This window comes from uncultured Rothia sp. (assembly GCF_963544205.1).
GTDB lineage: Bacteria > Actinomycetota > Actinomycetes > Actinomycetales > Micrococcaceae > Rothia.
In genome coordinates this window covers 199067-222532 of record NZ_CAUUDY010000001.1, presented here as the reverse complement: position 1 = coordinate 222532, position 23466 = coordinate 199067, and the positions used below count along the sequence as shown (strand labels likewise).

General features: G+C 58.9%; 21 protein-coding genes. 12 read left to right on the top strand and 9 right to left on the bottom strand.

The features are described 5' to 3' along the window. Positions 1 to 110 precede the first annotated feature (110 nt). The 8 genes from RWZ58_RS00855 (at position 111) to RWZ58_RS00820 (ending at position 10897) form a co-directional block, all read left to right on the top strand. Positions 111 to 1319, top strand: coding sequence for a hypothetical protein (locus RWZ58_RS00855; protein ID WP_049338121.1), 1209 nt, complete (start codon positions 111 to 113; stop codon positions 1317 to 1319). A 27-nt stretch (positions 1320 to 1346) separates the two neighbouring features. Then, positions 1347 to 2432, top strand: a complete 1086-nt coding sequence (locus RWZ58_RS00850) for a 4-hydroxy-3-methylbut-2-enyl diphosphate reductase (RefSeq protein ID WP_296547131.1) — start codon at positions 1347 to 1349, stop codon at positions 2430 to 2432. Positions 2433 to 2735: 303 nt separating this feature from the next. Beyond that, positions 2736 to 3689 (top strand): ABC transporter ATP-binding protein, encoded by a 954-nt coding sequence (locus tag RWZ58_RS00845; RefSeq protein WP_314656801.1) that lies wholly within the window; start codon positions 2736 to 2738, stop codon positions 3687 to 3689. Positions 3690 to 3742: 53 nt separating this feature from the next. After that, positions 3743 to 4501, top strand: a complete 759-nt coding sequence (locus RWZ58_RS00840; protein WP_303939586.1) for an ABC transporter permease — start codon at positions 3743 to 3745, stop codon at positions 4499 to 4501. Positions 4502 to 4665: 164 nt separating this feature from the next. Next, positions 4666 to 5934 (top strand): histidine kinase, encoded by a 1269-nt coding sequence (locus RWZ58_RS00835; RefSeq protein WP_314656798.1) that lies wholly within the window; start codon positions 4666 to 4668, stop codon positions 5932 to 5934. A 138-nt stretch (positions 5935 to 6072) separates the two neighbouring features. Continuing rightward, positions 6073 to 6705, top strand: a complete 633-nt coding sequence (locus tag RWZ58_RS00830) for a response regulator (RefSeq protein ID WP_005505116.1) — start codon at positions 6073 to 6075, stop codon at positions 6703 to 6705. Between the two features lie 214 nt (positions 6706 to 6919). Continuing rightward, a complete protein-coding gene (gene ychF / locus RWZ58_RS00825; RefSeq protein WP_005505132.1) occupies positions 6920 to 8005 on the top strand; it encodes a redox-regulated ATPase YchF in 1086 nt (361 codons plus the stop codon). A gap of 321 nt (positions 8006 to 8326) precedes the next feature. After that, positions 8327 to 10897, top strand: coding sequence for an AAA family ATPase (locus tag RWZ58_RS00820; RefSeq protein WP_012903122.1), 2571 nt, complete (start codon positions 8327 to 8329; stop codon positions 10895 to 10897). Positions 10898 to 11144: 247 nt separating this feature from the next. Here the strand turns inward: RWZ58_RS00820 and RWZ58_RS00815 are convergent, their stop codons facing one another. Further along, positions 11145 to 11357, bottom strand: a complete 213-nt coding sequence (locus RWZ58_RS00815) for a molybdopterin-binding protein (protein ID WP_005505155.1) — start codon at positions 11355 to 11357, stop codon at positions 11145 to 11147. Between the two features lie 337 nt (positions 11358 to 11694). Between RWZ58_RS00815 and RWZ58_RS00810 the strand changes: the two genes are divergently transcribed. Continuing rightward, positions 11695 to 12063 (top strand): zinc ribbon domain-containing protein YjdM, encoded by a 369-nt coding sequence (locus tag RWZ58_RS00810; protein WP_294643832.1) that lies wholly within the window; start codon positions 11695 to 11697, stop codon positions 12061 to 12063. A gap of 146 nt (positions 12064 to 12209) precedes the next feature. Here the strand turns inward: RWZ58_RS00810 and RWZ58_RS00805 are convergent, their stop codons facing one another. From RWZ58_RS00805 to RWZ58_RS00790, 4 genes are all read right to left on the bottom strand, one after another. After that, entirely contained in the window at positions 12210 to 12467 is a 258-nt protein-coding gene (locus RWZ58_RS00805) for a GlsB/YeaQ/YmgE family stress response membrane protein (RefSeq protein ID WP_204860808.1), read from the bottom strand. 166 nt (positions 12468 to 12633) lie between these two features. Further along, positions 12634 to 13026, bottom strand: coding sequence for a hypothetical protein (locus RWZ58_RS00800; RefSeq protein WP_200962825.1), 393 nt, complete (start codon positions 13024 to 13026; stop codon positions 12634 to 12636). Positions 13027 to 13464: 438 nt separating this feature from the next. Continuing rightward, positions 13465 to 14247 carry an LppP/LprE family lipoprotein gene (locus RWZ58_RS00795; protein ID WP_314656793.1) on the bottom strand — a complete coding sequence of 261 codons (783 nt, stop codon included), beginning with the start codon at positions 14245 to 14247 and terminating at the stop codon, positions 13465 to 13467. A 219-nt stretch (positions 14248 to 14466) separates the two neighbouring features. Beyond that, positions 14467 to 15390, bottom strand: coding sequence for a hypothetical protein (locus RWZ58_RS00790; RefSeq protein WP_314656792.1), 924 nt, complete (start codon positions 15388 to 15390; stop codon positions 14467 to 14469). Positions 15391 to 15522: 132 nt separating this feature from the next. On the opposite strand from RWZ58_RS00790, the gene tpx reads away from it, so the two are divergent. Beyond that, positions 15523 to 16023, top strand: a complete 501-nt coding sequence (gene tpx, locus RWZ58_RS00785) for a thiol peroxidase (RefSeq protein WP_314656791.1) — start codon at positions 15523 to 15525, stop codon at positions 16021 to 16023. Positions 16024 to 16220: 197 nt separating this feature from the next. On the opposite strand, the gene RWZ58_RS00780 is transcribed toward tpx, so the two are convergent. The 3 genes from RWZ58_RS00780 to RWZ58_RS00770 form a co-directional block, all read right to left on the bottom strand. Next, the gene (locus RWZ58_RS00780) at positions 16221 to 17186 is read right to left on the bottom strand and encodes an AzlC family ABC transporter permease (RefSeq protein WP_314656789.1); all 966 of its coding nucleotides are present in this window, start codon (positions 17184 to 17186) and stop codon (positions 16221 to 16223) included. Between the two features lie 9 nt (positions 17187 to 17195). Further along, complete coding sequence (locus RWZ58_RS00775; RefSeq protein WP_044142340.1) at positions 17196 to 17531, bottom strand: branched-chain amino acid transporter permease; 336 nt, start codon at positions 17529 to 17531, stop codon at positions 17196 to 17198. 470 nt (positions 17532 to 18001) lie between these two features. Continuing rightward, positions 18002 to 18835: an AzlC family ABC transporter permease gene (locus tag RWZ58_RS00770; protein WP_314656787.1), complete on the bottom strand. Its 834-nt coding sequence runs from the start codon at positions 18833 to 18835 to the stop codon at positions 18002 to 18004. A gap of 210 nt (positions 18836 to 19045) precedes the next feature. On the opposite strand from RWZ58_RS00770, the gene RWZ58_RS00765 reads away from it, so the two are divergent. Then, entirely contained in the window at positions 19046 to 19543 is a 498-nt protein-coding gene (locus RWZ58_RS00765; protein WP_314656786.1) for an OsmC family protein, read from the top strand. A 310-nt stretch (positions 19544 to 19853) separates the two neighbouring features. Next, on the top strand, positions 19854 to 21347 hold the full coding sequence (locus RWZ58_RS00760) for an amino acid permease (protein ID WP_314656785.1): 1494 nt from the start codon (positions 19854 to 19856) through the stop codon (positions 21345 to 21347). 151 nt (positions 21348 to 21498) lie between these two features. Here the strand turns inward: RWZ58_RS00760 and RWZ58_RS00755 are convergent, their stop codons facing one another. Then, on the bottom strand, positions 21499 to 23346 hold the full coding sequence (locus RWZ58_RS00755) for a hypothetical protein (RefSeq protein ID WP_314656784.1): 1848 nt from the start codon (positions 23344 to 23346) through the stop codon (positions 21499 to 21501). Between the last annotated feature and the right edge of the window lie 120 nt (positions 23347 to 23466).

Below are 23466 nucleotides of genomic sequence, written 5' to 3'. Positions count from 1 at the left end.
TCAGCCTGGCGACTCGGGTAGCTTGCACGCAGTGCAGGCAGAACTTAGCTTCTGGCGCATTCTGCGGGTCCGAATCGGCTTTGAACACTGTGAGCGGGTACCCTAGGCTCATGCGCTCACCCGATCAGTCAGCACATCAGAACAACGCCCTCAACACCGCCGCGGCTTCGTCAGCGGCGGGTACTGGCGCGCAAAACTACCCGGCGGACGCGACCCGAGTCGTCGATACTCGGATTACCCGCACGGACGGCTACTATACGGCGGATGAAGACACCACCCTGCTACAGCCCACGCGCACGCTCGGCCACGCCGCAGCCCCCACCAAGGCTGAACTGCATGCCGCCCCCGAGCCTCCCTTTGCGGCGGGTCTGCGGAGGTTCCTGACCGTTGTGCTGTGCGCCCTCGCCCTGGTGACCGGTCTGGGTGCAACCACGGGTGCCTGGGTGAACTCCAAGCTCATGTCAGAGCGCGGTTTCTCGCAGATTTCCTCCAACCTGGCGGAAGATTCGCAGCTCGCCTCACGCATCGCGGACGGTGCAGTCGAAGACCTCATGAACTCCGAAGCTATGACAACCTTCCTCGACGGCACCAAACAAAGCGGCTTATACTCCATTCTTGTAAAGCCGACACAAGACGGCATACGTTCCCTGCTCAACCGTTCCGCGGCTGAGCTGTCAAAAACTGAAGAATATCGAAGCCTCTGGAAGGAAATAGCCGAGGAAACTCGCCGCTACAACCTCGAACACCAGGACGGTCCCGCCGTCATTGTGCTCACCCCCTTCTACCGTGCGCTGGATGCGAAGGTCGGTTCTATCGGCTCCTTCGACCCGGACCTGACGAAGCTCGGCCCTGAAACCCTCAACATTGACCGGGTAAAGGACGGCAACAACCAGCAGGAGCAACAGGAATGGTACCTGCACGCCGGCATTAACCGTGCCGCCGCGCTGGGCAAATCCACCGTGCCGCTGACCATCATCTCGGTGCTGAGCCTGCTGCTGGCTACGTTGCTGGCACCCAGGCACCGCATCCTGGTACCGGTGGTCACGGCTCTGCTCTACGCCCTGCTGGGCTGGGGCGCCGCAGCCTGGTTTGGCGGCCAGAGCCCTGAATCCCTGGGAATTACCAGCCACAGCACCGCCGGAACGGCGCTGATTACCGGGGCATGGAACCAGCTTGCACCGTCACTGACCGGGCACTTGCAGGCGGCGGCAAGCTACGGGCTGGTCATGGCAATCCTCGCCCTACTGCTCGGTATTCTGATTCGCCTCATCGCCCTGGGACGTAGCCCTGCGAGCGGTGCCACAGTCATCACACACTAAAAGTCCGAACAACGTAGGATAGTAACCATGTCCACTGAAACTATTGCCCTGGGCCTGCCGCCCGTACCCCGCGAGCGCCGCAGCCGCGCCGACGTTGAAGCCGCCGCACCCGTCACCGGTGAGAAGAAAGTCCTGCTCGCCACCCCGCGCGGTTACTGCGCGGGCGTTGACCGTGCCGTGATTGCTGTTGAGAAGGCACTGGAGCACTACGGCGCGCCCGTCTACGTGCGCAAGCAGATTGTTCACAACCGCCACGTGGTGGAGACCCTGGAGAAGCAGGGCGCTATCTTCGTTGATGAAGTGGACGAAGTTCCCGAAGGTTCCGTGACCGTGTTCTCGGCGCACGGAGTGTCCCCGGCGGTGGTTTCCGCAGCCGGCGACCGCTCCCTGAACACCATTGACGCGACCTGCCCGCTGGTGAACAAGGTACACCGCGAGGCCGTGCGCTTCGCCAAGCAGGACTACGACATTCTGCTCATCGGCCACACCGGCCACGAAGAGGTCGAGGGTACCGCCGGCGAGGCGCCCGAGCACATCCAGATCGTGAACTCGCCCGATGAGGTGGATCAGGTGACCGTCCGAGACCCCGAGAAGGTCGTCTGGATTTCCCAGACCACCCTGTCTGTGGATGAGACCCTGGAGACCGTGGCGCGTCTGCGTGAGCGTTTCCCCTCGCTGCAGGATCCGCCCTCGGACGATATCTGCTACGCAACCTCCAACCGCCAGGGCGCCATCAAGGAAATCGCTCCGCGCGCCGACCTGGTGATCGTGGTGGGTTCGGCAAACTCCTCGAACTCCGTGCGCCTGAAGGAAGTAGCACTCGAATACGGCGCCAAGCGTGCCGAGCGTGTGGACTTCGCACACCAGGTGGACGAGTCCTGGTTCGAAGGCGTGGCAACCGTGGGCCTGACCTCCGGCGCGTCCGTACCCGAGGTTCTGGTTCAGGAAGTGCTGGCACTGCTCGCCGAGTACGGCTACAGCACCATCGAAGAGGTCGAGACCGCGAAGGAAGACATTCTCTTCTCCCTGCCGAAGGAGTTGCGTTCCGCTCTGAAGAACGACGAGAACGTAGGCCGCCAGCTCGGTGGCCGCGGCGCTAAGCCCACTCGCTAATACTTTTAGCTTATGACCCCGTGTCCTCTTCCCCATGTGGGGAGAAGACACGGGGTTTTTGCGTCTGCTGTGCGGGATGCGCGGGTAGGGGTGTTTGCGCAGCTTCGCGGTCACGCTACGCGGGGGAGTGCCCCCTCTGCGGCGCTGAGCGCCTTGAGGACAGAGCCCCCGCTACGCGTGACCGCCTCCGCTGCTGAAAATGCCTCGTCATACCGGCCCCTCCGTGAACTCATGACATTTGTCATGGGCAGGTCATGACACTCTGTACCGCAGCGGCGCGAAAACCGGCGGTGTAATAGAAACATGAACACCGCAGCACTTCAGAACAGCAAGCCCAACACCGCAGAAACCGTTATTTCCGCCCGCGCCCTCAGCCAGGTTTTCACCACCCGCGCCGCCGGTAAAGTCGTAGCCGTCGACTCGATTGACCTGACCGTCAAGCGCGGCGAAATCATCGCACTGCTCGGCCCCAACGGCGCAGGCAAGACCACCCTCATCGACATGATTCTTGGTCTGACCCAGCCCAGCGGCGGCGAGTTGAGCGTCTTTGGCCGCAACGCCTCCGAGGCGGCACGTGCCGGTCTACTCGGTGCGGTTCAGCAGACCGGTGGCCTGCTCAAGGATCTCACGATCCGCGCCACGGTCGAGATGATTGTGGCGCTGTACCCCAAGCCCATCAACGTGGACGAGGTACTCGCCAGCGCAGACCTGACCGAGATTGCGAAGCGTAAGGTCGGCAAATGCTCGGGCGGTCAGCAGCAGCGCCTGCGTTACGCCCTGGCGACCATGCACTCGCCGGAACTGCTGATCCTGGACGAGCCGACTGCCGGCATGGACGTGAACGCGCGCCGCACCTTCTGGGAGCGCATGGAAGCCATCGCCGAACGAGGAACGACCATTCTTTTTGCGACGCACTACCTGGAAGAAGCACAGAACTTCGCCCAGCGCATCGTGCTCATGGAATCCGGCTCCATCATCGCTGACGGCTCCTCCGACGAGATTCGCGCCCTGACCGGCCACCGCCACCTCAGCTTCCTCGCCCCCGCACCCATTACTGACCTGGATGTGCCGGTCGAGGTGACCGAAGAGTCCGGCGGGTACCGCCACCGCATCTCCGTGCTGGAGATTGAGCAGGTACTGCGCACTCTGCTGAACAACTACAGCATCAGCGACCTGGAGGTCACCAAGCCCTCCCTGGACGAGTCCTTCACCCTGCTGACCGAGCAGGCCGCCGCCTCTAAGGCATCCGACGCCTAAACACTACACCATCTAAACGCTACGCCGCCGCTACACACCTCAAGGAAAACATCATGCTCCGCTACGCACTCTACGACATCCGCGCTTCTATTCTCTCGACCGACCGTTTCTTCTTCGGCGTGGCACTGCCCATCGTCTTCTTCCTGCTCTTTGGCGCGATGCAGGACTACTCCTCCCAGCCGATGGGTGACGGCAACGTAGCAGCGTACGTCATGATTGGCATGGCGCTGTACGGTGCCGTGCAGAACACCGTGGCGATTAGCGGCAGCACCGTCACCGAGCTCTCCAGCGGCTGGAACCGCCAGCTGGCGCTGACCCCGCTGACCACCGGCAAGTACCTGGGCGCGAAGGCGCTAACCGCCCTGGTGATTTCTGCGCTGCCGGTGATTGCGGTGAACATTGTGGGCATGTTTACCGGTGTTGAGATCCCTGTGAACCAGCAGCTTGCCGCCGGCGCGCTGACGGTGCTGTGCGGTCTGGTGTTCGCCTTCTACGGCATCATGATGGGTCTGCTGATTCGTAACGAGAACGCCGTGTCCATTGCGAACGGTCTGCTGGTGATTATGAGCTTCTTCGGTACCGTGTTCTCCCCGCTGAGCACCGACCTGCTGAAGTACGCACGCTTCACCCCGCTGTACGGTGCCGCCGAGATTGCTCGCTACCCCTTCACCGCAGGTCAGACCATTATTCTGGGTGGTGAGGACTGGTTCGTGACCGAGCCGCTCTGGTACGCAGTGGTGAGCCTGGTTGTGTGGGCGGCTATCTTCCTGGGTGTTTCTGCCCTGCTGATGCGCCGCGCAACCCGTCGCTAAATGCTTCTTCCCGCCGCAGTCTCAAGGGTCCCGTAGCATCAGGGGCTCCCGAGGCTGCGGCGGAAGCCGTATCCACTCACACTGCATCTACTAACACTGCCGCTACTGACACCGCCGCACCGGTGGTATCTGCACCCGCGGCACCCGCACGTTAGGCTAGAACCATGACCGAAACCCACACCCATTCCTACGAGAACGAACACCCCCACGCAGAGAACGAGGTGGCACCCTCCGCCGCGAAGCGCACCCTGGGCAAGCACCGCTTCCGCTTCCTCCACCGTGAACGTAGCGGCAACGTGAACTGGCTGGCGCTGGGCTTTAGCGCCCCGTGGCTGGTGTTTCTGCTCATGCCGCTGGACAGCTTCCTCACCACCCCGGAGCTGGGGCCGGTGCGCTGGGCCGGTGTGGCACTGGTGGTGCTGTTTGCGGTGGTGAACTGCTCGGCGTACGCGGTGCCGTGGCTGGTGCCGGTCACCTCCACGGTGCGTCGAAGCGTCATCTGGACGGTGCTGATGGCACTGCCTGTGGCTGGTCTGACGGCACTGCGGCTTGAATCGGCGTATACGGTGTTCTTGTCGTTCAGCATGTACTTTGTGGCGTTCTGGGTTTTTGGCACAATCGCCCCGTACCCCCTGCGCTTCGGTGTAGCGGCGACGATTGCCCTGGCCTGCTGGCTAATCTTTATGGCGGGCATCGGTTTTGACGTCACCGCGCACGGCGGAATTGCCCTCTTTATCGGCGCGCCGCTGCTGGGTCTTCTGGGCTTCTCTTACCTGATTGAGCTGGGCGAACGTGCGGACGTAGCACGAGCCTCCCTGGCGCTCTCCGAGGAACGCGAAGAAATTGCCCGCGACGTGCACGACGTGCTGGGCCACTCCCTGACCGTCATCACCCTCAAGGCAGAGCTGGCGCAACGTCTGCTGGAGATTGATCCCGCCCGCGCCGGCGCCGAGATGGAGGCGATTGCGCAGCTGTCCCGCGCATCCCTGGCGGAGGTCCGCTCGACCGTGACGCGCCTGCGCGTGCCCGACTTCTCGGGTGAGATTGAGGGCGCAGGGCGTGCCTTGCAAACCGCCGGTATTCGCGCCGAACTGCCCGAGAGCAAGAGTGCGCTCGCGGTGGCTGGCGTGAACGCGAAGCTGTTCTCCTGGGTTCTGCGTGAGGCGGTCACGAACATGGTGCGCCACTCGGGCGCGAACGCGGCGCGGGTGCGTCTGAGCGCAACCGGCCTGGACATCCTCGATAACGGCACGGGTGTGGGCGATGCGCGCGGTAACGGCCTGACGGGTATGGCTCAGCGTGTGGCGGCGTCCGGCGGTAGCGTGGTGATTGAGGCGGCGCCCGAGCAGTGGCTGGCGGAGAACCCGAACCCTGCCGGTGGGGTGGGTACGCGCATCCGTGTGAGCATGGACGGTGACACCTCACTGCTGTAAATAGTTGCTGTAGATTGTGGAACTTAGCGCCGCGCCCTGGACGGGGGAGCTACCCGCCCCTGTATGGTGGTGGTAGACAACCTCACGCGGTTGTTCCGCCCGCCGTTATCACCCCGTCTTCAGCCCTGGGAGGCTCCCATGATTCGTGTTCTGCTCGCTGACGATCAGCAGCTCATCCGTGAGGCTCTTGCCGCTCTGCTGGGTCTGGAGGTTGACCTGCAGATTGTGGGTCAGGTCGGTAGCGGTGACGAGGTGTTGGGCGCTGTCGCCCTGTTGAAGCCGGACGTGGTGCTGTTGGATGTGCAGATGCCCGGTACTTTGCTGGCTGATGGTATTGAGGCGGCTGCGGCGTTGCGTGATGCGGGTGCTTTGAGCGAGTCGGGTGAGCCGGTGCGCACGCTGATTGTGACGACGTTTGGCCGCCCGGGCTATGTGCGCCGCGCCCTGGAGGCTGGTGCGAGTGGTTTCGTGGTGAAGGATACGGGTGCTCGCCAGTTGGCGGAGGCGATTCGTCGTGTGCATGCGGGGTTACGTGTGGTGGATCCGTCGTTGGCGGCGGATTCTTTGGTGACAGGTGCTTCTCCGTTGACGGAGCGTGAGGCGCAGGTGCTGCGTGAGGCGGCGTCGGGTGGTACGGCTCAGCAGATTGCGTCGGCGTTGTTTTTGTCGGCGGGTACGGTGCGTAATTATTTGTCGGCGGCGATGGCGAAGACGGGTGCGTCGACTCGTCAGGATGCGGTGCGTATCGCCACGGAGAACGGCTGGCTTTAGCCCCCTGCTCTCATCAACACGGGCGGCTCCTGCGCGAACACGGTAGAATGGTAGTGTCTATGCCCGCAGGCACCCCGCACCCGTTTCTTCCTGAGACTGGCGGTGTCGTGCTTGGAAGCGGGCACCATTTTCGCCCTGTGTCCGCCCGCACCCGCCGCATCACGTACGCGGCGCATCCTGATTGTATGGCGGCACATGATTCGAAGGAAAACTTGTGGCTCTAACTATCGGCATTGTTGGCCTGCCTAACGTGGGCAAGTCCACCCTGTTCAACGCTCTGACCGGCAACACTGTGCTGGCGGCTAACTACCCGTTCGCGACTATTGACCCGAACGTGGGCGTGGTGAACCTGCCGGATGCGCGTCTGAACCGTCTGGCTGAGATTTTTGGTTCGGAGCGTATTCTGCCTGCGACTGTTTCGTTCGTTGATATTGCGGGTATTGTGAAGGGCGCTTCTGAGGGTGAGGGCTTGGGTAACAAGTTCCTCGCGAACATTCGTGAGGCGCACGCTATTGCCCAGGTGGTGCGTGCGTTTGATGACCCGGACGTCATTCACGTGGACGGCAAGGTCGACCCCGCCTCCGATATGGAGACCATTAACACTGAGCTGATTCTGGCTGACCTGCAGACTTTGGAGAACGCTATTCCGCGTCTGGAGAAGGCTGTGAAGATTAAGAAGGGTGACGCCGCTCAGCTGGAGACTTATAAGGCTGCGCAGAAGATCCTGGAGGATGGTGACACCATCATTTCTCGTGCGAAGGACGCGAAGCTGGAGTTGGCTCATTTGAAGGAGCTGAACCTGCTGACTGCTAAGCCGTTCATTTACGTGTTTAACGCGGATGAGGGCATTCTGGCGTCTGAGGAGAAGCAGCAGGAGCTGCGTGACATGGTTGCGCCGGCTGAGGCTGTGTTCTTGGATGCGAAGCTGGAGGCTGATCTGGTGGAGCTGTCTGAGGAGGAGGCTCGCGAGATGCTGGAGATGAACGGTCAGGATGAGTCCGGCCTGGACCAGCTGGCTCGCGTGGGCTTCTCGACCCTGGGTTTGCAGACTTACCTGACTGCTGGCCCGAAGGAGGCTCGCGCCTGGACTATTTATAAGGGTGATACTGCGCCGCAGGCTGCTGGCGTGATTCACTCTGATTTTGAGCGCGGCTTCATTAAGGCTGAGGTTGTGTCTTTCAAGGACCTGGATGAGGCCGGCTCCATGGCGGAGGCGAAGGCTCGCGGTAAGGTCCGTATGGAGGGCAAGGACTACATCATGCAGGACGGCGACGTGGTGGAGTTCCGCTTCAACGTCTAAATCTGATGATGGGTCGATAGGACTTTGAGAATTCGGTGACGGAGGGATGACGAAATTCATCTCACTGTCACCGGATTTTTTGTACCCTTAATGCGTAATGTAATTCGCTAATTGAATTTTGTGCAGGAGGTATAAAAATATCGTCTACAGGTGACGTAGAAGCTTTTAGATGTTGTAAATTTTTTATTTTTTGATTATTGGATGAAGTTCTGTTGGATTGCAGCGCACCACGGTTTTTGAACGAGGCGAGATTAGCCGTGATGCTTGACTCTCTACCCTTTTCCGTTCTTTCAATGCCCCTGTACCTAAAGGAGTGTACAAATGACAGCCTACGATGATGTTTTGCGCTGGGCAGGTTCAAGACCCTGGTGGCAGCAGAAGGTTCTTGCGCGCATTATTGCTGGTGATACTTTTGAACAACAAGATTATGAGGACATCGCGCGAAGTCTAATGGAGGAACCTGAATCTCCCCCTGATGGAGGTTGGTTTTCAAACCTCACACCACCTCAGGCAACGCGGGATGAATCTGTTCGTATAGTCGCGGTACGAGGCCTCGCCAACGTTAATCGTCTTGCCCCCGGCCAAGAACTTACATTTGACCCAAATGGGCTAACCGTGGTGTATGGAAACAACGGTAGCGGTAAGTCTGGTTATGCTCGAGTGATTAGCTCAATGGTCGGAGCGCGTCATCAAGATAGGGTCCTACCGGATGTGTTCGTGAGTGATCCTGGAACGCCATCAGGCGAAGTTGTCTTCAGTGTTGGTGATGATGAAAGAAGTGCCCTTCTAGGTCAATCACCTGATCCAGACCTCAAGCGCATAGCATTTTATGACGAACACTGTGGGGATAGCTATCTGACTACAGAAGCGGAGATTTCCTACCGTCCTTCAGCGGTCAAGCTGCTGGAGGATCTCGCAGTCGTCTGCACTGGTGTGTCCCGTGTGATTGAAGCGTGGAAGCAAGATATAAGCCAACCTGGGCTGCTGCCTAAGGTCGATTCTCAAGGTTCCGCTAAGGCCTTTCTTCGTGACCTCAGTGCCTCAACCACGGATGATGATATAAAAGCAGCAACCCAGTGCCCCTCTGACATTGACGAGCAATTGGATGCACAGAAGAGCATAACCGCTCGTCTTCGTGTCAGTAACCCTACCCTAGAAAAAGCCCGACTAATCGAGACTTCCAATGCACTCACTATGATTGCAAATCATTTGGAGACTCTTGAGGCAAAGACTGGAGAGCAAGCTGAGAAACGACTCGCTGTCCTGGTCGAGAAGGCAGAATCTGCGAAGAAAGCCGCGGATCTTGCTTCACAGAGGACGTTTGAGAATGACCCTCTACCTGAAGTTGGATCAAGTGTGTGGAAATTGCTGTGGGATGCAGCAGAGTCATATTCAAATGTTGTTTACCCCAATCACAGTTTCCCGAATACTTCGGATGGCGCGGTCTGCGTCCTATGTCAGCAACAGCTTGATGCTGATGCTACTGACCGACTTGTGAGGTTCCAACAGTTTGTCGTGGATATGACAGCTGAGGAAGCACGGCGCGCCCAGCACCAAGTTGATGAAGCACGAGACGAGCTTAAGAAATGGAGTAATACGCCAACAGACATATCAGAGGCAGTCATTAAACTTGAACTGAAAGAATATTCTAATGCGCAAAAACTTAGGTCTATCCTTGAGGACCTACAAACTCGTGCCTTGGCACTTGTTGCGGGTGATTCGACTGATTCGGCTGATTCGGCTGATTCGGCTGACGTCATTACCGCTGTGGCTACTCTTCGGAGGGACGCAACCACTCATCGTAACCAAGCAGATGGCGTAAATTCGGAGGGGTTTGCAAAAAATCTTGCAGAGGCAGAAGCACAGGAACTCCGTCTACAGGATCAAATTGCGATGCGCGATGGGTGGCAACTCATTGAAGCTGAATGTACTCGACTTCAGACGATAGATGAGTTTGATAGGAAGCTGTCCGAGGCAAACACCCGTTCAATTACCAAGAAAGTCGGCGAACTTACCCGCGCCTACGTAACTCAGGAGGCAGACGAGTTCTTTGCTCGCGAAGCGCAGAATTTCGGTCTGGAACAGGTTAGGTTTAAAGCCACCAAAGCTCGACAAGGTTCTCAACTTCATAAGGCGGACCTTCAAGGTGCTCGCACCGGAACGAAGCTCACAGATGTCCTTTCTGAGGGAGAGCAGACTTCCCTTGGCTTTGTAGGATTTCTCACGGAGGCTCATTTCGATGCTAGTAAGTCAGCCCTAATCTTCGATGATCCGGTTTCCTCTCTTGATCATATGAAACGTGAATCTGTTGCTAGGCGAATCGTTGAGTTAGCCAAAGATAGGCAAGTTGTGGTGTTCACGCATGATGTAGCCTTCACCATGCTCCTGTATAAAGCGGCAAAAGAGTGCAATGTGTCATATGCCACGCGAGGCATTGAAAAGCGAAGGAAAGCAGAGCCGGGTTATACGACTGAACATCATCCTTGGACTGCAAAAGACGTAGCCCAACGTATACATACGTTCAACGAGGAAGTGCGTGTTCTGCGTAGTAACGAAGCAGGGATGTCTAATGAGGAGTATCAACGAGAAACCGAAAAGATCGCAGGCCACATGTCTCAAACTTGGGAGCGGATTATTAGTCAGGTCATCGTGGAGCCTCTGGTTGACTACCGAGAATTAGAAGTTCGAGTCGGGAAACTCCGAATTATTGGTCGTGTCACAGAAGAAGATGTGAAGACCTATGATGACTCCTACAAGCGTATTTCTGCGTGGGCATCACGGCATGACCCTCATCCTACACTTAACTACTCCCCACCATCCGTTGACGAGCTATCGAACGAATGCGAAGTCATCAAAGCTTGGTACGAGAGGGTGAGGAGATATCAGAAATAGTGAAAGAAAGTCTACAAGCCGAAGAATCTCCCCGTAACTCACTTTGCTGGCTCAGATGAGTTAGTAGAAAAGGTGAACATGGACCCTAGGTCGGAGGATGGCGACGTGGTCGAGTTCCGCTTCAACGTCTAAGCGATAAAAGCATAAAAGCGGGGCCCCGCACTACAAACCGTAGTGCGGGGCCCCGCTTTATTCGCCCTTACGAGCTGCCTAGGTAGCTACCGGGTTTAAGCCTTATCGACCCGAATTAGTGGTCAGCACCAACCATAACGTTGGAAGCCTTAATCACTGCGTAAGCAGTCTCGCCAACCTTCAGGCCCAGTTCCTTAATGGACTCGTTGGTGATGGAAGCAGAGATAACAACCTCGGGAGCGATCTCAATCTTGACGATGCCGTTGGTTGCACCCTCAGTAATCTCAACAACCTTGCCTGCGAACTGGTTACGTGCGGAGAGCTTCATGAAGCCGTGCCTTTCACTCAATAAACGTACAAATACTCTAAGACTTTACACGCCACAGTCACTGAAACCAAAATATTACGCACGAACCAGGCAAATTTTATTTGTCGGCTTCACCCACACCCTGACCCCACCCCAAAGGACCGGCAAAAACCCGCCCCTCACATGCGGTTCACGCCCGCCAAATGGTATAGTCAGCACGAACGCGAGAATCCTCGCACCCTCCACCGTCGCACCCCCGCCTCGCTGACGCGCGCCCACACGCCACAGCACCACCGCCCAAAGCCGCGGTAATCAGGGACAGGGGAGCGGCGCATCCGCACAGACAGAAGAAGGAACCATGAGCGAAAACCTCAACGAAATCGAAGCACCCGCCTGCCCCGAATGCAGCGAAAACTACACCTACGAAATGGGTGAACTCTGGGCATGCCCCATGTGCGGCCACGAATGGGAACGCACCGCAGCAGGCGAAACCGAAGAAGAAGCAGGCGCCAAGGTTCTCGACTCCGTCGGTAACGAGCTCGTCGACGGCGACTCCGTCACCATCGTCAAGGGCCTGAAGGTCAAGGGCGGCGCAGACATCAAGGCTGGCACCAAGGTGCGCGGCATCCGCCTGCTCGAATCCCCCGTGAACGGCCACGACATTGAGGCAAAGGTCCCCGGAGCAGGCCAGATGTACCTGAAGTCCTCCGTGGTTAAGAAGGCATAAGCCAAGAAAGCATAAGCCAAGACACTATAAGCGCCTCGTGTGAGGCGCAGAAAAGGCGGTACCTCCCGCACTAGCTCACGCTAGGGGAGGTGCCGCCTTCGTGTATGAGAGAAGCTCAGTGAGCCCTAGTCAGGTCGAGTGAAATATTACTTCCTGCCGGTCATGCCCAGGTACAGGGAGATGGTCAGCATCGCCGCGAAGACCGACAGAATCCAGCGCATCCAGTCGATACCTGCGGTCGCGGCAACGCCCAGCTGAACTGCCGCCCAGTTGCCGACAGCCGCGCCGATAGCGCCGCAGACAATAGTCCATAGGATCGAAATGTTCTGGCGGCCTCGCATGAAGAAGCGTGCAATCACGCCGATAATTGCGCCGGTGATAATGGTGCCGATAAGAGCGTCCATTGTTGTCTCCAAAGGTTGTACACCTGCCGCTGTGACAGGTGGTGTGGTAGTTCCAGTGTAGGCAATGCTGGTTACGGAAAGCTTAATAATGGGTATGTTAAGGTAAACGGCACCTCAATGTTTTACGTGTAAAACACTGAGGTGCCGTTCCTAACGAACGAAGTGACTACTTCGACTTGCGCCAAATCTTCAAAGCGCTACAAATCAGCGGCAGCTGCAGGGGCAGGCGACCGTACGCAATAGCCTTACGCTGAGTGGACTGGTTACGGGCATCCAGAGCCATCTGAATGTTCGCGGGGAACACCGCAACAAACAGCAGAGCCGCCAGCAGACCACCGGCGCGGCGGGTCTTATCATTAGCCAGCAGGGCAGCGGTGCCCAGCTCAGCTACACCCGAACCGTGAGTGTACGCGTGGGGAGGACCCGGCAGGTACTTCGGCACAATCGAGTCAAAGGGTTCCGGGATGATGAAGTGCAGCGCACCCATCACAGCGAGGGCACGAGCCATGCGAGTAGCCGAGCGCTCAGCGCTGTACTCTTTCTTCTTAAAAATACTCATGCTCCCATTATGCGCCCGTCAGAGGCTTATTCCCCGCCTCAACGATGCGCTGAACCGCTGCGTGTTTGACTGTCTAAAATGCGGACTAGGCACGTCAAACAGAAAACATTGTTCAAAAGCAGGTAAGATAGGGAGCAACGGCACCACGTGCGGATGACGCCCCGCCTGCCCTCACCTTTAGGTGAGTCGCCAGACGGAGTAAAACACCGGGTGCCTACCGGAACAATCAAAGGAGTTATACCGTGAAGAAGATTCTGTGCATCGCTATCCTGGCAGGCGCCGCATACTTCGGTTACAAGAAGTTCGTTGCCTAAATAGCTAGCCCTCGGGCACTCTACATATCCTTAAGCAACGGAAAACCCGCCGTCTCACATATGCACCATATGCGAGACGGCGGGTTTCTCGTATGCCCAACCTCCCGGGCTTCAAATGCGTAGCCTAAGAGTTATAGCTCGGAGGAGGGGTGCCTTCCATATCGACTTGGTTCTTTGCCGGATTCCAAGTGAATTCAACGGTCGTGCGGCCGCTCGCGCTGGCGGAGCTCTCATCACCCTTCACGTAGCGGTAAGTCACGCTAATTGAGCTGTCGGAGGTGCGGGTAATCACCGGGGGGAAAGAGTACGGCTCGTAGGTTGCGGTACCAATGAACTTGCCGCGGTGGAACAGCAGAATGTGGTGCACCATCGAGGAGATACAACAATCCTTATGAGAGCTTCCGGGAATAGCGTCAATCCACGACAGCTCAGCACAGGGGTCATAGCCTTCATAGGTTTCTGATGTGTTCGTCCACTGAGCCCACTTGCTCTTATTCTTCAAATCGCGCAGAGCCTTAGACACCACGGTCGACGCAGAATCAGACGCACAGGTGGAATCCTTCTTCGACTCAGACTTAGCTTCAGACTTGGAATCCGACTTCGACTCGGATGCCGTCGGCTCAGCATGAACCGTAATCGTCACCACCGACGGCACCGGAGCAGGCGACGAAGCACTCGGGGAAGCGCTCGCGGATGCACTCGGGCTCGCCGACGGGGTCGGGAACAGCGCCTGAGTGGAGGTCGCGCTCGCGGATGCAGAAGCGCTGCTAGAAGAAGACACTACGGTACCCGAAACAGCAGAATCAGTGCTTGCCGAGCAGGAAGTGACAACAAGAGCTAGAGCGGCGCCCAATGCGGGTAGAGCCAAAGCGGTACGGCCGGTGAAACGGCGGCGATTAGAAGACATGGATACTCCTGAAGATGCGCGGCAGCGCGCACCGGTGCTGGTCAAGAAGTGAATAGTGAACTCGTCCAGTATAGGGAAAAAGAGGCGGGCACGTGGTGCGCGCGGTCAGTGCCGTTCGTTACCAGCGCCGTTCGTTACCAGCGCCGTTCGTTACCGTGACATGTGTGAGCATCTGCCCGGCCCAACCCCCCGGCCCAAACACCCAGCACCAAAAACCGGCTAGCAGACCTTATCGTCCGTCAGATAATGCACCAGCCAGGCGCGCCTCGCGGTCGCAATACGCGCCGTAATCCGCGGAAAAACCCACAGACTAATCGCGCCCTGAGCCCACAAAATCAGAGAAAACAGCAGCGGCCGGAACGCAACATCGCGCGGATCCATGCCGGGGTTGAGAAGGCGCGCGAGCGCATCCGACAGGAAAATCGACGGGAACATCAGCGACATCAGCACCGTACCCAGCACCCAGCCCGGCCCAAAACAGAGCAGAACCCAGCGGGCACTCATCCGCAGGTTCTTGCGGTGCGCCCAGCGGAACTGCCAGCCGCGCAGACGGTATGGGTAAATCACGCCCAGAATCGAGCCCAGGGACACCACAATAGCCGGCACCACAAAGAACGACAGGGACATCATGAGCGTGGGGGTCAGGTTCTTGTCCTGACTGTGCAGAATCAGCGCCAGCAGGGTGCCAGAAACACCCGTGATCAGACCGATTGCAATAGCCTTCGTACGCACGAATAGGTGCAGGGCGTGCGGGTCGCTACTGCGCAACGCACGCAGTGCATGCTCCTCATCGTGGCCCATCAGGTTCGTTGAGGTGACGTCCGCAACCATCCAGCCGACCATCACCAGCGCAAAACCAGCCGGGCCCTTAAACTCGCTAAACAGCCACGAACGCCAGGCTTCCGGGAGCAGGTACCAGCAGATTGCCGCCAGCAGGGCGTTACACACAAGGGTCTGCGTTTCCACCGGGAGGGGACGCGTGAACATGCGGCGCAGCTCAGCGCGCACACTCGGACGGTACGTATTCTGCGGATCAACGAGGGCACGACCCTCCACCCGCTGACGGCGCAGGTCCTGACGGAGTGCCCTGAAATTCGTCACGGGATGCGCCAGCGGCGCAAGGCGGGAAGATACGTGCCTCAAAATGCTCACCAGCCCATTGTAGAGGCGCCGCCGGGGTGAAACGGCACGGCAGAAAATCAGCTATGCGGAAACTACACCCGCTAACGCCTGTGTCCCCTTGCACACCCGCCCCATCCGGGGGACAATGAAGGCATGGCTGAAGTAACTCTACAGAATGAACTCGTAATCCACACCAACGGCGACCTGCCCGCAGTCGGCGCAAAGCTGCCCGAATTCTCGGTCCTCGCGGCTGATCTCTCCGAGATCTCCTCCGCAGACTTCGCAGGTAAGAACCTGGTGCTGAACATCTTCCCCTCCATCGACACCGGCGTTTGCGCAACCAGCGTCCGCACTTTCAACAAGGATGCAGCAAACCTGGACAACACCGTCGTGCTGTGCGTCTCCAACGACCTGCCCTTCGCAATCGGCCGTTTCTGCGCAGCCGAGGGCATTGAGAACGTTGTGACCTCCTCCGCTTTCCGCTCCTCCTTCGGTGAGGACTTCGGCGTGAAGCTCGTGGACGGCCCCCTGGCTGGTCTGCTGGCACGCTCCGTGGTTGTCGTGAACCCCGACGGTGAGGTTGTCTACACCGAGCTGGTTCCCGAAACCACCAACGAGCCCAACTACGAAGCAGCCCTGGCAGCTATCAAGTAAGCTTAGTACGGGAGCCGGACAAGGTGCCGGCACCCGCATAGTACTTCCGTCAGGGACACCTGGCGGTACACAGCACAGCAGATACTGAACGTCGACAACGCATGATCTAGGGTTCACCCACACATGCGGCTGGCGACAGCATAACGCCCCGCCCACCCGGTATTTCGAGTGGGCGGGGCGCTTTACTACATCCAGACTTAGCGCGCGGAGGCTCCGGGGTGACCGGGAGCTTCGGAGGTTTCGGCGGTTTCGGCGGGCTCCTCATCCGCGACCAGCATATGCTCCGGCAGGGTGCCGCGGCGCTTAGCCACCACAAAACGCGACACCAACAGCAGAATGTACACCACCATCGAAATCAGCAGCATCGACTGCGGCGCCACCAACAAACCAACCGCCGCAGACACACCCGCAATAGCGGCAGTCGTGCGGTCCTGAGAACTGCGATACGCATCGATAGCGAGCACCGCGAATAGTGAAGTCATCACAAAATCCACGCCCTTGAGCTCACTCAAGAAACTTGCACCCAGCACATAGCCGAGCGTAGCGCTCGCCAGAACGCTCAGGTGCAGGCCCGCGTGGATCCACAGGATGCGGGAGGCACGAAGCTTATGGCGGTCCGGTCCGGTGTTCAGCGCGTACGCCTCATCAATGAGCGTGTACACGGTGTAGAACTTCGCCAAACCACCACGCACTCGCTCAATCGGGTAGGACAGACCGTACATGAGGTGGCGGGAATTAATGAGCAGAGTCATCACCGCAATAGAGAACAGCGACGCATGATTCGAGATCATGTCAATCAGCACGAACTCTACGGAACCGGCAAAAACAACGGCAGGCAGCAGGGGAGCCACCCAGAACGGCAGACCGTAACTGTGCACCAGCACGCCCAAACCAATGCCGACAAAGAACAGGCCCAGCATGATGACACCGGCAACGCGCATCGCCTCGGCGAAGCCGCTCTCGCGCGGCTGCTGAGGCCCCTGTGCATCGGGGGAGGCGGGAGCCTCCACCACGGGAATCATGCCGGTTAGCGGAAGCGCAGAAGCAATGACCTGCTCCACCTGCTCGGGAGAAGCCTGATGGGGCGCGGGTTGGCTCGCCTGCTGAGGTGCGGGCTGAGAAGAAATAGCAGGGGAAGAAACAGAGTTCTTAGAAATGCTCATCATGACCCCCTAGAAAACCCAGTTAGCCAGCACAACGCAGGTGACGGTACCCGCCACCATGCTCAGCACCATATTCTTACGCCACAGGTGCGCCCCCACGGTCACCACCAGACCCGCCAGGTACGGTGCCGCTGTAGCGAATGAAGAATAATTAATCTTCGCCACCGCATAGATGGCAAGCAGTGCGACTGCGCCGAGCGGAATCCAATGGCTGAGCGCATCCAAAAGTTCGGAGCCAGCCAGAGCCTTCTTCAGGCCGAAGGGAAGCAAACGAAGCAGGAACGTAATACCTGCAGCCACAAGAATTGCGGCAAGAATATAGCCGGTGGTCACTTCACTGTTCATGAAGATTTTCTCTTTCTGCACATACTCAGCGAAAGACTCCGAAAGAGTGCCCCGAAAGGGGGGGGGAAGAGTCCCCGAAAGAGGGGCGCGGGTGAAGCCGTGAAAGCATCCGCGAAAAAGGGTAGGGAGAGCCCAACCGAAGAAGGGGCCGGGTGCTAAGTAGTGCGGTAGGTACGTGAGTTGATGAAAGCCGCGAAACATGGAGGCGGAGGGTCGTTCCTCCTGCGCGAGAGCAGTTATTTTGCGCGGATAGTTGTGCGCGTCGCTAGTTCTCGCGTGACCTCGGGTGATGCCGCTCCCGGTGCGGTGTTACTCCGGGGCGGCACAGCGTTCTGCGTCGCTAGTTTCCTTAGCGGTGTCTTTCATCTGAGTCATGGGTACCTCAACCTCTGAATCCTAGAAATAGAAAGAGGGGAGCGTGAAGCTCTACTCATCTATCCTAACCGGTTTTGAATACGTATGTAACGTTCTTATCGCTGTGTGGAAGCGGGCGCATCAGCGGAAGCGGTGGTGCCTGAGCTCTCTGCGGCAGTGCCTGGGGTCTCCGCGGCGCTTTCAGCCTCAGCCGCTACCTCATGCATAGCACGATGCGGTAGCGTGCCGCGGCGCTTCGCCACCGGGAAACGCGCCAACAGCAGCACCACATACGAACCCAACGCCACCACCAGGAACGAGGACGGCGCAAAAATCAGCGCCACCGCAGCCGAAACCGCAACGAACAGCGCCGTCACACGATCCGGGTTAGCGCGGTAGCCGTCCATAGCAAGAACCGTGAAGATAGCCACCATCACGAAGTCCACGCCCTTCAAATCGCTCAAGAAGCTCGCGCCCAGCACATACCCGAGGATTACGCTCAAAATCCAGGAGACGTAAATCAGCACGTTCACCCACAGAATGCGGGCACCCGAACGCTCATTGCGGTCGGGACCGGAGTTGAGAGCAAACGCCTCATCGCAGAGAGTATGAATCGCCAGGGCTTTAGCCCAGAACCCCTTCACCCTGTGCAGAGGGTAGGAGAGGCCGTACACCAGGTGGCGGGCATTCACCAGGAACACCGTCAACGCAATCGACGCTAGGGGCGTGCCAGCGCTGACCATGCCCACCATAAGGAACTCCACCGAACCGGCAAACACCAGGGCAGATAGCAATGGAGCAGTCCAGATGGGCAGACCGTGCGCGTTGAGGATAATGCCCAAACCCAAACCCAGCACAGCGATACCGAGCATCACAACAGAAGAATCCGCAATAGCCAAGCGGAAATCATTCTGTGCGCTCGCATGCTTAGCGCCGGGGGTCTGTGCCATCAGTGGGTTCCTTGTGTGCGTTACGTTCTGTGAAAAGCCTGTCTGCCTGTGCGCGGGTAAAGATAACGCCCGCCGCGGCTTTCAAGTGTATAGGAGGGGGTGGTTGAGCGTCGAGAAAAAGCGGCGGGGAATAAAATATGAGAAACACGCTTATAGTGAGTGACACTAAACAAAGAACCACCCGAAAGGGTACCCCTGAAAGGAACCTCAATGGCTGATCAGAACGCCTCCCAGAACACCGCAGAAGAGCAGAAGAAGGTGTACAAGCGCCAGCAGGAACGCCGCGAACTCGACAACTACCGCCAGACCAAGATTGAGCGCATCGACCGCCTGCGCTACCGTGCCTACGGTGCCAACGGCGCAACCCTCGACTTCGGTGTGGGTGAGGGGCTGCTGACCCCCGTCGAGCTACTGCTTGCCGCGATCGCCGGCTGCTCCTCCGTGGATGTGGACGCGGGCACCTCCCGCCGCTCCACCCCCGAGGTGTTCGAGGTGCTCGCCTCGGCGCTGAAGCAGACTGAAGACGGTGCGGTGCGCCTCGACGATGTTGAGGTGGACTTTGATGTGCGATTCCCCGAGGACGAGCAGGGCGCCAAGGCTCAGAAGATGGTGGACCGTCTGATTCAGCTCAGCGAGCAGAAGGACTGCACCGTTTCTCGTACCGTGGAGCACCCCACGAACGTTTCGTTCCACAACCTGGCGGACTAAATACGCCGGATGAACTGAATAGCTGGGCGAACTCGCCTGATATGGAACCCTCCCGTACCGCTTGTGATGAGCCGGTGCGGGAGGGTTTTTCTGTGTTTTTGTGGTTTTGGGTGGAAAAGAGCCTAAAAAGCGGGTAGGATTGACCCTCAGATTAGGAAAACTTACGGTACGTAAGAAATCCTTAAGATTGAAGAATTTCTTGACCCAGGCACAAACCTTCGGCGGCACCACCCGCAGCAGGACTAGACTGGACACCAGACTAGACCGCTAGCAAACGCACGAAGCAATAGCCTCAGAAAGAAGACCTGACATGGCACAGCCTACAGAGACTTCCGGCGCTGCATCGGAAGCCACCCCCGCAGAGGGTGAACTGAAGCGAGGCCTCTCCGCCCGCCACATGCAGATGATCGCAATCGGCGGCGCAATCGGCACCGGCCTCTTCGTCGCCTCCGGTAAGACCATCTCCACCGCAGGCCCCGGCGGCGCAATCCTCGCCTACGCCCTCATCGGCGTCATGGTGCTCTTCCTCATGCAGTCCCTCGGCGAGATGGCTGCGCACCTGCCCGTCCCCGGCGCATTCCAGACCTATGCGGCACGCTACGTGTCCCCGTCCTTCGGCTTCGCCATGGGTTGGAACTACTGGTTCAACTGGGCGATTACCGTCGCCGCCGAACTCGTCGCCGTCGGCGAGGTGATGAGGTACTGGTTCCCGGACATCCCATCCTGGGTGTGGGCGGCAGGATTCCTCGTGCTGCTGACCGGCATCAACGCCCTCTCGGCACGCTCCTACGGTGAAAGCGAATTCTGGCTCGCAACCATCAAGGTCGTCACCGTGGTCGTCTTCCTCATCGCAGGTATCGCCATGATCTTCGGCATCCTGGGCGGTAGCTCCCCGGGCGTCTCCAACTGGACCGTCGGTGAGGCACCCTTCGTTGGCGGCGCACCCGCCGTACTCGCCATCTTCATGGTGGCAGGCTTCTCCTTCCAGGGCACCGAAATGATCGGTGTGGCTGCCGGCGAATCCGAGAACCCCCGCCGCGACGTGCCCCGCGCACTGACCAGCGTGTTCTGGCGCATCATGCTCTTCTACATCGGCGCGATGGCCGTCATCGGCTTCCTGATTCCTTACTCCGACCCGAACCTGCTCACCGCAGCGGACGGCAACATCAACATCTCCCCGTTCACCCTCATCTTCGAGCGTGCGGGCATCGCCTTCGCGGCAGCCATTATGAACGCCGTGATCCTCTCCGCAGTGCTCTCTGCAGGTAACTCGGGCCTGTACGTTTCGGCTCGTATGCTCTTCGCACTCGCCCAGGAGGGTAAGGCACCGAAGATGTTCACCCACATCAACTCCGGCGGCGTGCCCATGAACGCACTGCTGGCAACCGCAGCTATCGGTGCAATCGGCTTCATCGCCGCGCTGCTCTCGCCGGATGGCGCGTACCTGTGGCTGGTGAACGTGTCCGGTCTGGCCGGCTTCATCACCTGGGTGGGTATTGCCGTGGCTCACTACCGTTTCCGCCGCGCATACCTGAAGCAGGGCAACAGCCTGAAGGACCTGCCCTACGTGGCGCCGTTCTTCCCCGCAGGTCCGATTATCGCCTTCCTCATGTGCCTGGTTGTGATTGGTGGCCAGAACTACGAGGCGTTCCTGAGCGGTGACTGGGCTGGCGTACTCAGCTCCTACATTGGTCTGCCCGTGATTATCGCGGTCTGGCTGGTGCACCGCGTGGTCACTCGTGACCGCCTGATTCCGCTGGAACAGATTGACGTGAGCGGCATTGAGGTTAAGGCTTCGAAGTAACGCGAACGCCAGCTGATAACGCCTGCGTCAGCTGATTGAATGAGCTGATACGTGAAGAGCCGCCGGTTCCCCCTACTGAGGGGAGCCGGCGGCTCTTTGCTATCCGCAGTTTATTCCGGACGGGTGAACTGGGCTGTATGCCCTGGGACTCTTAGGAGCTGCGGCGCGAGCGCAGAACGCTCAAACCCAGACCCGCACAGATCGCGGCAACACCAATGCCAACAATCACGCCAACACTGGATGCACCGGTGCTCGCCAGGGTGGCCTTCTTGGGGCTGCTCTCCTGAACCGGTTGATCCTTAGCGAGGCGGTCCTTTGCCAGGGTGTCCTTAGCCGATTGGGCGGCGGTCACCGGAGCCTCCTGAGCGGGCTTACTCTTGGGATGCGCCACGGTCGCGTCCTCCAGCTTGTCAGCGTTGGGGGTCTTATCGGCAACCGGCGCCGGAGCGACCGTTGCCTCCGGCAGTGCCGGGACGGTCGGTGCGTCGGTCGGGTTTACACCTACGGTTGCCTCGGGCAGTGCGGGAACGGTGGGTGCATCAGTGGGGTTTACGCCCACGGTTGCTTCCGGCAGGGGTGCCACGGTGGGGGCGTCAGTCGGGTTTACACCCACGGTTGCTTCCGGCAGGGGTGCTACGGTGGGCGCGTCAGTCGGGTTTACGCCGATGGTTGCTTCGGGCAGAGGCGCTACGGTGGGTGCGTCGGTGGGGTTCACGCCGATGGTTGCTTCGGGCAGGGGTGCTACGGTCGGTGCGTCGGTGGGGTTTACACCTACGGTTGCCTCGGGCAGGGGCGCTACGGTCGGTGCGTCGGTCGGGTTTACACCTACGGTTGCCTCGGGCAGGGGCGCTACGGTCGGTGCGTCAGTGGGATTTACACCCACGGTTGCTTCCGGCAGCGGTGCCACGGTGGGCGCGTCAGTCGGGTTTACACCCACGGTTGCTTCCGGCAGGGGTGCCACGGTGGGTGCATCGGTGGGGTTTACACCGATAGGTGCCTCGGGCAGGGGAGCTACGGTGGGTGCATCGGTGGGGTTTACACCGATAGGTGCCTCAGGCAGGGGTGCCACGGTGGGAGCGTCGGTGGGGTTCACGCCCACGGTTGCCTCAGGCAGAGGAGCCACCGTCGGAGCATAGGTCGGAACCGCAGAAACCACGGGCTCCTGCGCGAAAAGCTCAAGAGGCTTCTGTGCATCAAACGAGCCGTACTCAGCACCCTGAACGCCAGCCGCCATGGTGCCCGCAATGTACTTGTGAGAGGTATTCAGCGTCGCCGCAACATCCGCCGGGACCTTCACCTCCGTCTCAAAAGCACCGTTGTGAATCTGCGAAGCAGGTACGGTCACCTCAGCCACGAAGCGCATACCCGTCTGGGGAAAACGACCGGGAACCCACACATTCGTATCAGACACCACCACGCGCACACCGTGCGGGGTCGCTTCACCGGTGTAGCCGGTACCGCGCACCTTCAACACGGTCTCACCCTTGGTGTTCAAACGCGGTGAATCCACCTGAAGAACCGGTGCGGCGCTATCCTTCACAACGTCCATGCGCAGAATCTGACCGCCCCCGTAACCATCAACGGTGATATTAGCGACGAAGCTGTAGTTCTTCGCTGGGTCAATCAATTTTCCAGGAACGTAATGGGTCGCAGTCGCCGTGCCATCCTTGAATGGGCCCGCAACGTGCACCGTCTGAATCGGGTTTAGAAACGGGAAACCCCTATGGTTTGCCTCATGCAAAGCCGGGGAAAAAGCAGTAGTTTTTGCGGGCAGCTTCGTTGCCTTGAGCGTAATCTTATTCTGACGCAGGGCGGTCTTCAGCTCACGGGTATTGGTCTCAACCTTGTAGTTGTAGACCGTAAAAATCGGCGGGTTCACCGGATTCGGGGTATTAGCCGCTGCGACAGAAGGCAGAGCGCACAGGCTCAACGACGTGGCAAGAAGAACAGAAGCGCCAGCGCTACCGTAGCGGCGGGAACGAGAAGAGTTAGCCATCATGAAGTTCCTTCTACATGGGTGATTGAGCGATCCGCACTCTTCCTGTATCACGCCAAGTCGAGTGCGTATACGGTACCGCGACGTCGCGGTTAAATACACCGTAACACGCGCCTAAACGCA